We start from the raw sequence: 15557 nt of genomic DNA on the forward strand, positions 1-15557 counted from the left end.
CGAAATTTGATCCTGCGATCCGCATTCCAATATGATGATGCCAAACCCTTTTTTAACCGACATGCGGGGACGCCGGGTGAGCGGAAGCAAACACGCACTGAACTGGACCACACTGCTGATCGCCATTCCGGTGGGCCTGGTGGCCTCGCTGGTCACGCTGGCGTTTCGCGGCATCATCGATCTCATCAATCATTTGCTGTTTCACAGCGACAGCGAAATCACGGTCGCGATGCACGTCTGGCCGTGGATCTTCTGGCCGCTACTGGTGGGGGCGGGCGGGCTGCTGGCCGGCTGGTTCCTGCGCTACGCGGTGGCGATTGAGCAGCAGGAGACGGTGAAAACCGATTACCTTGAAGTGATTAACGCGCGGCTGGATGCGGTGCCCACCAAAACCTCGCTGTTTCGCGCGCTGTCGTCGATTGCCAGTATCGGCAGCGGGGCGTCGATTGGTAAAGAGGGGCCGATGGTGCAGCTGTCGGCGCTGAGCGGCAGCCTGCTGGGGCGCTGGCTGCCAGCGTCCCTCAATATGCGCAACAGTGACATCGTCGCGATGGCGGCCGCCGCCGGTCTGTCGTCGGTGTATCACGCCCCGCTGGCGTCGGCGATTTTTGTCGCGGAAATTGCGTTTGGTATCTCTGCGCTACAGCGGCTGATTCCGCTGATTATCGCCTCGGCAGTGGCGGTGATGACCATGTGGTCACTGGGCTTTCGCAGCGCGCTTTATCCGCTCTCCGACACGCTGTTTCAAATGGATCTCACCAGCCTGCTGATGACGGTAATCGTTGGGTTTGCTGCGGGTGTGGCGGGCTGGCTATTGATCAAGCTGATTGCGCGCAGCAAAGCGTTGTTCAGCCGCGTGCGCTCGCTGCCGCTCAGGCTAGGCGCAGGCGGCTTTGCGGTTGGCTTACTGGCGCTGATCTCCACCGATATTCTCGGTAACGGCTATGAAGTGATCGTGAAAATCATTGAAGGCAACTATCTGCTGGCGGGTCTGCTCGGCCTGCTGGTGCTGAAAATGCTGGCGACCACGCTCTCGGTTGGCTCCAACGCGGTAGGTGGCCTGTTCACGCCCTCATTATTGATTGGTGCGCTGCTCGGCGTGGCGCTGGCACAGACTGGCGTGCTGCTGCATCTGCCGGTGGGCAATACGCTGCTGTATGCGGCGGTGGGCATGGCGGCGGTGCTGGCGGCGGTCAGTCAGGCGCCGCTGATGGCGATGCTGATGGTGCTGGAGATGACGCTCAACAGCAGCCTGCTGTTCCCATTGATGATCGCCTCGGTGCTGGCGTCAATGCTGGTCTACCGGCTGCAGTCCGCCAGCACCTATCCGGTGGTAAGCCATCACCTTAATCGCTCAGAAGCGAAATATGATTTTGATAATATGCGGGTTGATCAGCTGATCATCCCCGGCGCGGCGCTGCAGCCGGCGGAATCGGTCGGGCAGGCGCTGGCGGTGAGTTCGCTCAAGCGCGAGCGCTACGTCTACGTCATTAATCAGGCCGGTCAGTTTCTTGGCGTAGTATCAATTCATGACATTTCGCGCAAAGTGCTGGCACAGGAGATCACGCTGGATTCGCCGGTCAGCAGCGTGATGGATGATAATTTCCCCTGCATTTACCAGCACCAGAGCATGCGTGAAGGCTGGGAGGCGTTTGCGCGCGTGACGCTGGAGCGTTTACCGGTGCTGAATAATGCGCAGGAGCGTCGCTTCCTTGGCGCATTGACCAAAACCAGTCTGATTCAGAAAGCGCAGGAGTTTCTTTAGGCTGCGTTGCCGCGCAGCGCCTGTTCGGTCATCCACAGGCGCGCGTCGAACTCCAGCTGGTGGTAGTCCGGCTCCATGTGGCAGCACAGCTGATAAAAGGCTTTGCTGTGATCTTTCTCTTTCAGGTGCGCCAGTTCGTGCACCACGATCATGCGCAGAAAGGGTTCCGGCGCGAGGCGGAAAAAGGTCGAGATGCGAATTTCGGCCTTGGCTTTCAGGTTACCGCCCTGCACGCGGGAAATGGCGGTATGCAGGCCAAGTGCATGCTTCATCACTTTGATTTTATTATCCCAGATGACCTTGCTCACCGGCGGCGCGCTGCGCATATAGCGGTTTTTCAGCGCCTGCGTGTAGTCATAGAGCGCGCGGTCACTGACGACGTCATGCGTATCGGGATAGCGCTGCTGCAAAAAGGCGGCTAATCGCTGATTATCAATCAGCACTTGCACCTGTTCGAGGATGTTTTCAGGGTAACCCTGCAGATAGATTAATGACATTGGGATTCCCGACGAAAGACAGTATACTGCGCCCCCTTTTCAGGGCGAAAATCGCGCAAAGTGTACCATGCCGGAGATTCCATGAGCCAACTTGAACTGACCGATCGCACGCTGACGCTTCAGCGCTTCCCGCCGATGCGCGAAGAGAGCCCGCTACAGGCGTGGGACGCCGCAGATGAATATTTGCTGCAGCAGGCGCTGCCGGCAGGTCCTGTGCTGGTATTCAATGACAGCTTTGGCGCGCTGACCTGCGGGCTGAACGATCGGGAAATCTGGCACGTCAGCGACTCGTGGCTCAGCCAGCAGGCCGCCCGGCAGAATCTGCGTCTCAACGGTCTGGATGAAGCGTCGGTACACTTTCTTGATAGCCTGGCGCCGTTGCCGGCTGCCCCGGCGGCGGTACTGATTAAGCTGCCCAAAGCGCTGGCGCTGCTTGAGCACCAGCTGCGCGCGCTGCGGACGGTCGTCACGCCGGATACCCTGATTCTGGCGGCCGGTAAAGCCAAAGATATCCACAATTCCACGCTGCAGCTGTTTGAACGCATTCTTGGTGAGAGCAAAACTTCGCTGGCGTGGAAAAAAGCGCGTCTGATTTACAGCCATTTCAGCGCCCCGGCGCTGGCGGACGTGCCGGCGACCACCGTGTGGCCGCTCGACGAGACGCCGTATCACATCCACAACCACGCCAATGTGTTCGCCCGTGCCGCGCTGGATATTGGCGCGCGCTTCTTTCTGCAACACCTGCCGCACGATATTGAGGGCGAAATCGTCGATCTCGGCTGCGGTAACGGCGTGATCGGCCTGCAGGCGCTGGAACAGAATCCGCAGGCTGAGGTGCTGTTCGTCGATGAATCTTACATGGCGGTGGCTTCCAGCCAGCTCAACGTTGAGCTGAACCGGCCACAGGATCTGGCACGCTGCCAGTTTCGGGTTAACAACGTGCTGAGCGGTTTTCCGTCGGACCGACTGCATGCGGTGCTGTGCAATCCGCCGTTCCATCAGCAGCACGCGGTGACCGACCACCTGGCGTGGCAGATGCTGCGTGACGCCAAACGCTGCCTGCAGTATGGCGGCGAGCTGCGCATCGTCGGCAACCGCCACCTTGGCTATCATCAGAAAATGAAGAAGCTGTTTGGCAACTGCGAGCTGGTGGCCTCTAACGCCAAATTTGTGGTGCTGCGTTCGGTCAAGCTGCGTTAATCACAGGCTGAGCGCCAGCTCAGTGGCCTGAGCAATGGCGCGCCGTGCATCCAGCTCCTGCGCGACGTCGGCGCCGCCGATCAGCCGCACGGCTTTGCCGCGTGCGGTCAGCGCCTGCGCCAGCGTACGCAGCGGTTCCTGACCGGCGCAAATCACGATGTTATCTACCGCCAGCGTCAGCGCTTCCCCCTGATGGCGCAGGTGCAGCCCGTCATTATCAATCTTCAGATACTCGACATCGCCCCACATCTGCACGCCGTGCGCCTGCAGGCTGGCGCGATGGATCCAGCCGGTGGTTTTCGCCAGCCCGGCGCCCGGTTTGCCGGATTTACGCTGCAGCAGCCAGATCTGGCGTTCGGCAGGAGCCGGCTGTGGACACACTAAACCGCCGCGCGCCTGCAGGCTGCGATCGATGCCCCAGCTTTGGTAGAAGTCTTCCTCGCGATCGGCGTGCTGCAGCAGAAACTCCGCAGTGTCAAAACCAATGCCGCCGGCACCGATAATCGCCACGCGCTGGCCAACCGGTTTTTTGTCGCGTATCACTTCGAGATAGCTCAGCACGCTGGGGTGATCGATGCCCGGAATCGCCAGCTGGCGCGGTGTGATGCCGGTCGCGATGATAACTTCATCCACCTGTTCCAGTTCGTCGGCGCTGACGCGATGATTCAGGCACAGCTCAACGCCTGCGGCTGCCAGCTGATGGCGGAAATAGCGCAGCGTTTCGCTGAACTCCGCCTTACCGGGGATCTGGCGGGCGATATTAAACTGGCCGCCAATCTGCGCATCGGCTTCGTACAGGGTGACGTGATGGCCGCGCTGCGCCGCCTGCAGCGCGAACGCCATACCGGCCGGACCGGCACCTACCACCGCCAGCCGTTTTGGCTGCGCGGCGGCGATGACCGGCATCAGCGTTTCGTGACAGGCGCGCGGATTGACCAGGCAGGAAGTGACCTTGCCGGCAAAGATTTGATCGAGGCAGGCCTGATTACAGGCGATGCAGGTATTGATGGCGTCGGGCTGGCCCGCCTGCGCTTTGCTGACAAACGCGGCATCGGCAAGAAATGGCCGCGCCATCGACACCATGTCGGCAATACCGTCGCGCACAATCTCTTCCGCCACCTGGGGATGATTAATACGGTTGGTGGCGATAACCGGTACGCTGACGTGCTGGCGCAGATGCTGCGTGACCCAGGCGAAACCGGCGCGCGGCACGCAGGTGGCAATGGTGGGAATGCGCGCTTCATGCCAGCCAATGCCGCTGTTGAACAGCGTCACGCCGCGCTGCTCCAGCGCCGTGGCAAGCTGCAGCGTCTCCTGCAGCGAGCTGCCGTTATTCACCAGGTCGAGCATCGACAGGCGAAAAATAATAATAAAGGCATCACCGACGGCGGCGCGCACCGCCTGCGTCACTTCCAGTGCAAAGCGCTGCCGCCGCGCCACATCACCGCCCCAGCCGTCGTCGCGCTGATTGGTATGGACGACCAGGAACTGATTAATCAGGTAGCCTTCGGAACCCATGATTTCGACACCGTCGTAACCGGCCTGCTGCGCCAGCCGGGCGCAGCGCGCGAAATCCGCGATGGTTTGTTCAATCTGCGCTTCGCTCAGTGCCTGCGGTGTAAACGGGTTGATGGGCGCCTGTAGCGCCGAGGGCGCCACCAGATCGCGCTGATAACTGTAACGTCCGGCGTGCAGGATCTGCAGCGCAATTTTGCCCCCTTGTGCATGTACCGCATCGGTTATCTGGCGGTGCCAGCCGCACTGGGTTTCGTCTGTGAGCATGGCTCCGCCCTGCGCCACCACGCCCTGCGCATTGGGCGCGATGCCGCCGGTCACAATCAGCGCAACGCCTTCCCGGGCGCGCTCGGCGTAGAAGGCAGCGAGGCGCTGAGCGCCATCGGCATGCTCTTCCAGACCGGTGTGCATTGAGCCCATCAGGAAACGGTTTTTCAGTTGCGTAAAGCCCAGATCCAGCGGGGCAAACAGATGCGGATAACGCTCAGTCATGATCACTTACTCAGTGAGTGGTCGGATGAGTGAACTCTAGCGGGAAAAGTGCGGGCTGGAAATTTGCGGCGCTCAGCCTGTGAGAAACATCAAAAAAAAGCAGGGCGGCAAGTCGCAGACGAAAGTATCGGACCACTTTCGCCAGGCACGGGAAGAAACCTGCGCGCCCTGTAATGGCATGAAGATTGGGCTAATAAATTAGCTCTGTGGTTATAAATTCCTGTATGACTCAATCTCTATAACAATCCCGGGTGAGGACGAGGTGATGATGCCATGCCTCAGTCGAATTAATCCGCAAGACTGGTCTTGATTTTGGCTTCAGCAGGCACCGTTTCGCCGTGCCAGTTCGATAATATCGACCAGATTCTTTGATTCGAGCTTTTGAAAAATTTTAGTTTTATAAGTACTGATAGTTTTGTTATTTAATCCTAATTCACAGGCAATGATTTTATTGGATTTTCCCTGCGCCAGCTGACGTAAAATAAGCGTTTCCCGCTCGGTCAGGCGCGACAGCATATCCTGTTCATTAACATAGCGCTGGCGCCGGTCAAGAATATCGCCGGGCAGATAATTTACATTGTTAAATACGCAGCCAATGGCGGCGATCAGCGTCTGAATCGGATCGTATTTCGACACGAAACCGTTAGCGCCCTGACTAAGTGATTGTATAAGCAGGTGATTGTTACTGCTCTGACTGAGCAGAATGACTTTCATCCAGGTTTTAGATTTTACGATATCGCGTAAAAAGGCGATGCCATTTTTCTCTTTGAAATCAGGATCTAAAATCAGGATGTCGATGTGCTGATGAATAACATCGTCAATACCATCATTAATTGTGTTTGCTGTAGTGACACAATTAAAGCCATTCATTAATAATAAAGCCTGCACCCCAGCCGCAACAAGGCGATGCTCATCAACGATGAGAATTTTTGCATTAAACATAGATCTCCCTTTTACGACACCGACATGATGGCGCTGGCGGACATTATGTCTGGCGGCTTATCCCGGCGAACCGAGAAATGTCTTGATAAGATTATGTTTTTATAAAACCTGCTGATTTTTCAGCCGATATTGTTCAAAGATAATTAATGTTTCATTGACGGTGTTTATCTCGCACGCGATCGCGGCAATCAGCTGCGCGACATCGTGTCCTTCCTGCTGGTGTTTCTCCAGCTTGCGCCCCAGCTCCATCAGCGCGCTGGCGTTAAGAATGCTGGCACCGCCTTTCAGCTTATGGCCAAGCTGTGACAGCGCGTGAGCATCAGTGGTTTGCTGCAGCGCCGCCAGCAATTCATCGTGGCTGGTGCGAATACTTTCCAGCAGGGTGGTGCAGCTGGCAGGATCGCGCTCAGCCAGTTGCATCAGCAGCGGCGCAAAAGTCGGAACCGCCGCAGGGGCCGGCAGCGCGGCAGCGGGGATGTCAGCAGCAGGTTGCCCGGTCACGCCGGCGGCAGCCTCGCTGTCAGGCGCGTTTGGCGTGCGGCGCGGACAGTGGGTGATTTGCGCCAGCAACGTATCCAGATTCAGCGGCTTGAACAGACAGTCGTTCATGCCAGCCTGCAGGCAGCGCTGCATGATGTGCTGCTCGGCGGAGGCGGTCAGGCCGTATAGCGTGATCGGCGGCAGATGATGGTGGCGTTCATGCTGGCGCAGCGCCTGGGCAAATTCAAATCCGTTCATGCCGGGCATATTGCAGTCGGTAATGATCAGGTCAAAGCGCAGCGGATCCTGCTGCCACAGCTTCAGCGCTTCGACGGCGCTTTCGCTCACCACCACCTGATGGCCCGCCAGCTCCAGCTGTTTACCCAGCAGCAGGCGATTAGGCGCATGATCATCAATCACCAGCACCGACAGCTTGTCGGTGACCAGCGGCTGTGACAGATGCGGTTGGGTTTGATCGCGCGGTTCGCCGGCCGGCGCGCGGAAGTAGAAGGAGAACACCGATCCTTCACCTGGCGTACTCTCCACAATCAGTTCGCCATCCAGCAGCTCTGCCAGATTACGGCAGATGCTCAGGCCAAGACCGGTGCCAATCTGCTGCTGCTGACGTTCACCGACCTGGACAAACGGCTCAAAGATCGCCTGCTGCTGCTCTTCGGTCATGCCGCAGCCGTCATCGCTCACTTCTATGACGAACTCACAACCTTCTTCTTCCTGGCCAATCCCCTGCATCAGCACCACGGTTACGCTGCCGCGATCGGTAAATTTAATGGCGTTACTCAACAGGTTAGACAGGATCTGGTTGATCATCAGCGGATCGGTTTGTACCCAGTAGGCCGCGATGTCCATTTCTACGCGCAGATCGATCCCTTTGCTTTCGGCCTTGTTGCGAAACAGCGTCACCGCCTGATCGATCACATCCGGCAGGTAGACGGTTTCCGGCGTGGGTTGATACTGGCCAGATTCGATCTTTGACAGATCGAGGATATCGCCGATCAGCGACAGCAGCGCACGCGCCGAGCTGTAGGCGACGCGAATATTTTCGGACAGCGTCTCACACGGCTGCGAGCGGGTTTCCAGCTCCAGCAATCCAATGATGGCGTGCAGCGGCGTGCGGATCTCATGACTCATGCTGGCGAGAAACTCACTTTTGGAGCGGTTGGCTTTGTCTGCGGTGTCCTTGGCCAGCTGCAGCTCCTGCAGCAGCGCGTTACGCTCGGTAACATCGACCCAGCCGCCTATCACCCCGGCAACTTCCCCCAGCCGATCGCGAAACGGCAGCGTCCAGTGATACAGATGGAAGGCCTGCTGGCCAAACATCAGCTGGACGTCGCGCATTACCGCTTCACCATCAAGCAATGTCTGCTGATAACCATCTTCGATGGTGTGAATGCTGGCGTTATTGGTGTTGAATACGTCCGACAGTCGTTTGCCGATTACCTCGTCGCGTTTGATGTGCAAAAAGCGCAGATAGGCATTATTACAATCCACCAGCCGCGTTTGCTTATCGCGGATGTACATCGCCACCGGCGAGTCATTAAACAGCGTGTGGGTAAAATTGAGCTGATTTTTCAGCGCATTCTCTGCCTGCATACGCTGCTGAATCACTTTGCGCAGATGGTGGTTCCACAGCAGGATCAACAGAATCAATCCCAGCGATACCGAAACGATCAGCAGAATCGTTTGCTTGTAATTCTGCCACGAGCTGCTGAGAAACGGTGGTTCCGCCTGGCGCCACTGCGCCATCAGCTTAAACAGGGTTTCCGGCGGGATGGCCAGCAGCGCTTTATCGAGAATACTGATCAGCGTCTCATTGCCGGGCTCAACGCGCATCACAAAGCGTGCGGGATCGGCGCCCAGCGTACCCTCGACGATCAGCCCGCTGCCAAAATGGTTGCGCAGATGGTAGTCGGCAAAAATTTTCGGCACGATCACCGCATCAACCTTGCGCGCCAGCAACTGGCGCAGCGCATCCAGCGGACGATCGGTATCGCTGACCGACAGGTGCGGATAGTGCTCCTGCAGCCAGCTTTTCATTAGCGGATTTTTTAGCATCAGCGCCGAACCAAACGGAAAGGTGTCGCGCGCCATAATGTTTCCCGGCTGCTGATTGCGGATGATCACCCAATGCGAAACCAGCCACGGACGCGTAATCAGAGCCGGTTGTGCTTCGAACTGTGGCTCCAGAATTTCCAGCGGAAACAGCTTTGGCAGTGGACGTCCACCGGGTTGTTCATGGCTGGCGTGCGCCACAAAATTCAGGCCGGTCTGGCTGGTGATCAGCTCCAGCACGTCCGGCGCCATGCCGCGAAACTGCTCTGCCGGCGTCCGGCTGCTGAGCGGTGCCTGCGCCAGCGGCAAGGTGGTCTCGATGTGTATGTTGTTTTGCAGCCACTGCTCTTCGTCGGCGGTCAGCGCCAGCGGATTACGTTGCAGTACATGATGGGGATCGAGCTGCCAGCGTTTGGCAATCTGCATGCGGATAGACAGCGGAATCTGCGGCAGCGCCTGGTTGATGGCGTCGGCCAGCGCAGGATATAGCGGACTGATGCCGAAACCGACGTTGAGCGGAATTGTATGCTCGTCGGCCAGAATAGTGAGCGCGTTGGCAAACAGATAGCGATTAAGGTGCGTCAGCGTTGCCGCGTTTCCCCAGACGCGCGCCGTCTGACCATAAACGGTGGCAGCGACGGCATCATAGTAGCCCGGGAAACGCACCAGCTGCGCGTTTTCGTATGTCTCTTCCAGGTACTGGCGCTGCAGCGGCGTGCCTGACCAGGCGATTTGCTCGGGCATGCCGTTATTGAGAAAAAGGTCGCTGTCGGTCTTCAGCCCCATCACGCTGTAATCCAGCATCCACGGGGCGCTGGCCAGCAGCGGCTGCGACTGTGACGACGGCTGGGCGACGTAAATCGCCAGCATATGCATTTCGCCTTTCAGCACCGCCTGCTGCGCGGCGCTATGACTGGGGAAGTGATAAAGCTCAATGCTGGTCTCCAGCATACTTTGAATCAGCGACAGGTAGTCGGCGCTCAGGCCTTCGAAGCGGCGCGTATCGGTATCCATATATATCGGTGGCTGTGCTTTACCGGCCACCGCGACTTTAATCACTTTATTTCGAAAGGCAGACGAGATGGGCTCCGCCAGCTGCAGCGCGGGCTGGGCGGTGTCGTAACGCGCTAAAAGCTGCAACGGTTTGACCTGCGCCTGCAGCGCGCCGGCAAAAAAAATAAACAGGACCACGCCCGCCAGACGGATGAAATTAACAGGATTAAACACCGTGCGTTCCTGAAGAAAATAAAGTCATTAATGCCGATAAGGGAAACGGAGTATAAAGAGATTTTTCCCGCCTGCCTGATCTAATGCCGCATTAAGGATATTTTGCGACCATTCTCGAATGTTTAACTTATTATTAACATTCGCGGATTTTTTTAGATATTGCTTTTGCTTTGTTTTCAAAAATTTCAACGGTTTATCCATAAAATGACCTTTCAAGACAATTCTTATGTGGTCCTTTCGCAGAGTTACGTCAGAATTTTCGCAGTTTTTCCGGGGCCGCTCACCGCTGCTGTCCATTCATCCGGTAAAACTACCTTTTAAATAGCGGTAATAAGTTAAACGCGTAAGCAATATTCTAATTTTTGTTAACCTGGTGACGTTTGGTTTAAACCGTTGCAGGCGATATTCCCGGCAGCGGTCAGCGCATACTTTCAGGTCATTTTCACTGGTGTGGTTATCAGTACTGGACAAAATTGAGACTGTAATAAAGGAATAAAAGAATGGTATATGCACATAATAAACAGGTGCGTGTCGCTGTCCTTGATGATCACCCGATGGTTCGTACCGTTTTCGAGTTATGCCTGAAACACGAACCCGATATTCATCTGGTCGGGACCTGGTCTTCAAGTAATGAACTGTTTAGTCAGCTGCGCAGCACCACGGTAGATGTGCTGGTGCTGGATTTTTTGCTGGGCGAGCGGGAACTGGATGGCCTGGCCCTGGTGAAACAGCTGCGAAATCACTATCCGCAGCAAAAGATTTTGATCTCATCGTCCATGGAGAGTCCGGCGATTGTCAAAATGGTGCTGAGCGCCGGCGTTAAGGGTTTTATTGGAAAAAGCCACAATATGCAGGAGATCGTCCAGGCAATTCGTCAGGTGGCGCAGGGGCGGCTATTCCTGTCGCAGGAAGTGGCGTACGAGGTGGAAAACCTCTACGTGATGAATGAAGACGCCATCAACGAAAACCTCGATCTCTCCAGCAAAGGCAATATGTATGAGAAGGTCAAAACCCTCAGTCCGCGCGAAGTAGAAGTGGTGCGCTGTTTTCTGGATGGGCTCAGCGTGTCGCAAATTGCCGTGAAGTTTAAACGCAGCCGCAAAACCGTGAGCGGACAAAAGCAGTCGGCGCTGAAAAAGCTCGGCCTGCGCTCGGATTCGGAATTGTTCAAATACAGCCACGACCTGATGTCGGGTAGCTAATCCTTCTTTAAGGCGGTCAGGGATGGCCGCCGTCTGCTTTTCCGCCTCTCTGCATCACGTTCCCGGTAACAGCCGTTTTGTAACATCGCTTTGAGTGATGTTCGTCACAGTTTCGCCGGCCGTATCCCGCTGTGATAGCCCCCATTGCTACAGCACTGAAGGGGCTACGATGAACATTGAAACGCAATCCTGCGTCATTACCGGCAAAAAACAGGTCAGCGTCGCACAGCAGCAGGTGCAGTGGGACGGCACCGGCACGCTGGTGCGCATCACGCGCGGCGGCATCTGCGGGTCCGATCTGCACTACTATCAGGAAGGTAAAGTCGGCAGCTTCGAAGTGAAGATGCCGATGATCCTCGGCCATGAAGTGATCGGCTACGTGGTGGAGAGCGACGATCCGCAGCTCCAGCCCAATCAAAAAGTGGCGGTCAATCCCTCAAAGCCGTGCGGCAGCTGTAAATACTGCCTGCGCGAGCAGCAAAATCAGTGCACCTCAATGCGCTTTTTCGGCAGCGCCATGTATCTGCCACACGTGGATGGCGGCTTCACGCAATACAAAGTGGTCGATAGCGCGCAGTGCGTGCCGTTTCCGCAGGAGGCCGATGACAGCGTAATGGTGTTTGCTGAACCGCTGGCCGTGTGCATCCACGCCACGCAGCAGGCGGGCGATCTGAGCGGCAAAACCGTGTTCATTTCCGGCGTCGGGCCGATTGGCTGTCTGATTGCCGCCGCTGCCAAAGCCCGCGGAGCCGCGGAGATTATTTGCAGCGATATCAGCGAACGCTCGCTCAGCCTGGCCCAGCAGATGGGTGCGACCGGGGTGATCCACGCTGCTGACGGTGATTTCACGCCATACCTTGCAGATAAAGGCTTTTTCGATGTCGCTTTCGAGGCTTCCGGCCATCCGTCTTCGCTGCAGCGCTGTCTCGACGTGGTATGCGCCAAAGGCACGCTGGTACAGGTTGGCATGGGCGGCACCATTCCGGATTTCCCGCTGATGACGCTGATCGCCAAAGAGATCAATCTGGTCGGTTCGTTCCGTTTCACCCACGAATTCAACACGGCGGTTGACTGGCTGGCACGCGGCGTGGTCAATCCGCTGCCGCTGTTCAGCGGCGAGTATGACTTACAGGATATCGACGCGGCGCTGCAGTTTGCCGGAGATAAAACCCGGGCGGCGAAAGTCCAGTTAACGTTTTAAGGAGTCAGTATGAGTCAGCTATTTTCTCTGGCGGGCAAGCGTGTGCTGCTCACCGGTTCGGCGCGCGGCATCGGTTTTCTGCTGGCGCGCGGTCTGGCGGAGGCGGGGGCGGAAGTGATCATCAACGCCACCACCGAGGGCGGCGCAGAGCAGGGCGCGGCGAAACTGCGCGAGCTGGGATATCAAGCGCGGGCGAAGGCTTTTGACGTCACGCAGTCGGCGCAGGTTCAGCAGGCGGTGGAGGAGATTGAAAGTCAGTGGGGCGCGATTGATATCCTGGTGAACAATGCCGGCATTCAGCGCCGCCGGCCGTTTCTCGAGTTTCCCGAGCAGGACTGGAACGACGTGATTGCCGTCAACCAGACAGCGGTGTTTCTGGTGTCACAAACCGTGGCGAAAAGAATGGTGCAGCGTCAGCGCGGAAAAATCATCAACATCGGCTCGATGCAGAGCGAACTGGGCCGCGACACCATCACGCCGTATGCCGCCTCCAAGGGCGCGGTCACCATGCTGACGCGCGGCATGTGCGTGGAGCTGGCGCGCCACAATATTCAGGTTAACGCCATTGCGCCGGGCTATTTCGTCACCGAGATGACCCAGACGCTGGCTGACGATCCGGCCTTCACCGGCTGGCTGACCAAACGTACGCCAGCTGCGCGCTGGGGCAAGCCGGAAGAGCTGATTGGCGCGGCGGTGTTCCTGGCGTCGGGCGCATCTGATTTCGTCAATGGCCATCTGCTGTTTGTTGATGGCGGTATGCGCGTCGCCGTGTAATGCCGTGGCGCGGCTGGCGTAATTGCCGGCGCGCGCCTAAACCTTAAACACCCCTCTGTCTTCCTAAGGATAATAAAAAATGCCAATAACCATAATTGTGCTGGGTGTGATACTGCTGCTGGTTCTGATGATTGTCTTCAAGGTCAACGGCTTCATTGCGTTGGTGTTTGTCTCGGCGGTGGTAGGTATCGCCGAAGGCATGACGCCGCTCAATGTGATGGCCTCGATTCAGAAAGGTATTGGTTCCACGCTCGGCGGCCTGGCGATGATCCTCGGCTTTGGTGCCATGCTCGGGCGGCTGGTGTCCGATACCGGCGCTGCCCAGCGGGTGGCCACCACGCTGATTGCCGCGTTCGGTAAACAGCGGCTGCAGTGGGCGCTGGTGGTCACCGGACTGATCGTCGGTCTGGCGATGTTCTATGAAGTCGGTTTTGTGCTGTTGCTGCCGCTGCTGTACGTCGGCGTGCCGATGGTGGCAGCGCTGTCGGTGACGCACTGCTTCCTGCCGCCGCATCCCGGCCCAACCGCCATTGCCACCATCTTTGGTGCCAATCTCGGCACCACGCTGCTGTACGGCTTAATCATTACCATCCCGACGGTGATCATTGCCGGCCCGATCTTCTCAAAATTCCTCAAAAGCTTCGAAAAGTCGCCGCCGGAAGGGTTGTATAACCCTAAAATCTTCACTGAAGAGGAGATGCCGGGCTTCTTTATCAGCATCTTTGCCGCGGTGATTCCGGTGGTTCTGATGGCGATTGCGGCAGTTTGCGAACTGACGATGCCGAAAGAGAATGCGCTGCGCCAGTTCTTTGAATTTATCGGCAACCCGGCGGTGGCGCTGTTTATCGCCGTGGTGATTGCGGTGTTTACCTTGGGTCTGCGCAACGGGCGCAAAATGGAGCAGGTGATGGATATGTGTGGCGATTCGATTGCCGCCATCGCCATGATCGTCTTTATCATTGCCGGCGGCGGCGCCTTTAAGCAGGTGCTGGTGGATAGCGGTGTCGGTAACTATATCGCCGATCTGATGAAAGGATCGTCGCTGTCACCGCTGCTGATGTGCTGGACGGTGGCGGCAATGCTGCGCATCGCGCTGGGATCGGCCACCGTCGCGGCGATCACTACCGCCGGCATCGTGACGCCGATCATTGCCGCTACCCATACCGATCCGGCGCTGATGGTGCTGGCGGTCGGTTCAGGCAGCGTGATCGCCTCGCACGTGAACGATCCGGGTTTCTGGCTGTTCAAAGGCTATTTCAACCTGAGCGTGGTTGAAACCCTGAAAACCTGGACGGTAATGGAAACGCTGATCTCCATCCTCGGCCTCGCCGGTGTGCTGGCGCTCAACGCCATCATTCACTAAGGCCTGCGCTTCACAGGGAGGTGAAGCGTGCTTACGCGCGGCGGCGAATCCACGAGAAACGTGACTGATAGCCGCTGTCAAAATGGGTGTTATAGCGATAGCTCGAACCCGCCTCCGCCATGCAATAAGTACACACCGCTACGCGATCAATCTGCGCCGCCGGGATGCCACGTTGTAACAGCAGGTCCTGCGCCAGCTGAGGCAAATCAAACCATACTCCCTGATGATGCGCCTGTGCCTGAGGTCGGATTGCCTGCGGATTATGCGGCTGTTGCTGTGACCAGCTTAGCGCCGGCAGGTCCGGGCGCTGCTGCATCTGTGCGATGCGATCAACGCCCAGCTCGTAGCAGCACGGGCCGATCGCCGGACCGATCGCCACCAGCAGGGATGCCGGCGTCGCGCCACCCGCCAGCAGCCGATCGAGGGCACTGCTCAGCACGCCGCCGAGCGTACCCTGCAAGCCGGCATGTACCGCCGCCACCTGATGCGTTTTCATATCGGCAAACAGCACCGGCAGACAGTCAGCGGTGTAAACCGCAACCGGCTGATGATCGTCACTGATCACCCCATCGGATTCACAACTTTTCGGCGGCCGGTTTTGCCCGGCCAGCACCACTTTTGCGCTGTGCCGCTGCTGTCCGTACGCCGCAGCGGCCGGTGCCGGCTGACCGGCAGGCTGAAAGGCATACTCCAGCCAGCGTTGACTCTCCAGCAGCGCCGAGCGCGGCCCGCGATTATCCATAAGTGTCTCCTGTGACCTGACCCCGGTTTTCCTCTGCCCACAGCTTACGTTAACTGCTACATTTTTAAAGCTTTACAAAAACTGACC

The 15557-nt window shown here is 57.5% G+C and carries 11 protein-coding genes; 6 read left to right on the top strand and 5 right to left on the bottom strand.

The window, feature by feature from the left end:
• Positions 1-76: 76 nt before the first annotated feature.
• Positions 77-1765 carry a chloride channel protein gene (locus tag CBW22_RS04605; RefSeq protein WP_088516141.1) on the top strand — a complete coding sequence of 563 codons (1689 nt, stop codon included), beginning with the start codon at positions 77-79 and terminating at the stop codon, positions 1763-1765.
• Here the strand turns inward: CBW22_RS04605 and CBW22_RS04610 are convergent.
• Positions 1762-2262, bottom strand: a complete 501-nt coding sequence (locus CBW22_RS04610; RefSeq protein WP_021509697.1) for a M48 family metallopeptidase — start codon at positions 2260-2262, stop codon at positions 1762-1764. The genes CBW22_RS04605 and CBW22_RS04610 overlap by 4 nt on opposite strands.
• Before the next feature lie 81 nt (positions 2263-2343).
• Between CBW22_RS04610 and rlmG the strand changes: the two genes are divergently transcribed.
• Positions 2344-3462: a 23S rRNA (guanine(1835)-N(2))-methyltransferase RlmG gene (gene rlmG / locus CBW22_RS04615; protein ID WP_058771320.1), complete on the top strand. Its 1119-nt coding sequence runs from the start codon at positions 2344-2346 to the stop codon at positions 3460-3462.
• On the opposite strand, the gene CBW22_RS04620 is transcribed toward rlmG, so the two are convergent.
• The 3 genes from CBW22_RS04620 to CBW22_RS04630 form a co-directional block, all read right to left on the bottom strand.
• Positions 3463-5469 (bottom strand): NADPH-dependent 2,4-dienoyl-CoA reductase, encoded by a 2007-nt coding sequence (locus tag CBW22_RS04620; RefSeq protein WP_088516128.1) that lies wholly within the window; start codon positions 5467-5469, stop codon positions 3463-3465.
• Between the two features lie 318 nt (positions 5470-5787).
• Positions 5788-6411, bottom strand: coding sequence for a response regulator transcription factor (locus tag CBW22_RS04625; protein WP_021509694.1), 624 nt, complete (start codon positions 6409-6411; stop codon positions 5788-5790).
• Positions 6412-6510: 99 nt separating this feature from the next.
• Positions 6511-10188, bottom strand: a complete 3678-nt coding sequence (locus CBW22_RS04630) for an ATP-binding protein (RefSeq protein WP_088516129.1) — start codon at positions 10186-10188, stop codon at positions 6511-6513.
• Between the two features lie 500 nt (positions 10189-10688).
• On the opposite strand from CBW22_RS04630, the gene CBW22_RS04640 reads away from it, so the two are divergent.
• From CBW22_RS04640 to CBW22_RS04655, 4 genes are all read left to right on the top strand, one after another.
• Complete coding sequence (locus CBW22_RS04640) at positions 10689-11390, top strand: response regulator transcription factor (RefSeq protein WP_058759838.1); 702 nt, start codon at positions 10689-10691, stop codon at positions 11388-11390.
• Between the two features lie 169 nt (positions 11391-11559).
• A complete protein-coding gene (gene idnD / locus CBW22_RS04645; protein ID WP_058759837.1) occupies positions 11560-12591 on the top strand; it encodes an L-idonate 5-dehydrogenase in 1032 nt (343 codons plus the stop codon).
• A gap of 9 nt (positions 12592-12600) precedes the next feature.
• A complete protein-coding gene (gene idnO, locus CBW22_RS04650; protein WP_088516131.1) occupies positions 12601-13365 on the top strand; it encodes a gluconate 5-dehydrogenase in 765 nt (254 codons plus the stop codon).
• 79 nt (positions 13366-13444) lie between these two features.
• Entirely contained in the window at positions 13445-14728 is a 1284-nt protein-coding gene (locus CBW22_RS04655; RefSeq protein WP_088516132.1) for a gluconate:H+ symporter, read from the top strand.
• A 31-nt stretch (positions 14729-14759) separates the two neighbouring features.
• Here the strand turns inward: CBW22_RS04655 and CBW22_RS04660 are convergent, their stop codons facing one another.
• On the bottom strand, positions 14760-15470 hold the full coding sequence (locus CBW22_RS04660) for a polyphenol oxidase family protein (protein ID WP_088516133.1): 711 nt from the start codon (positions 15468-15470) through the stop codon (positions 14760-14762).
• Between the last annotated feature and the right edge of the window lie 87 nt (positions 15471-15557).

It is taken from the genome of Pantoea sp. VS1 (assembly GCF_002207995.1).
Lineage (GTDB): Bacteria > Pseudomonadota > Gammaproteobacteria > Enterobacterales > Enterobacteriaceae > Pantoea > Pantoea dispersa.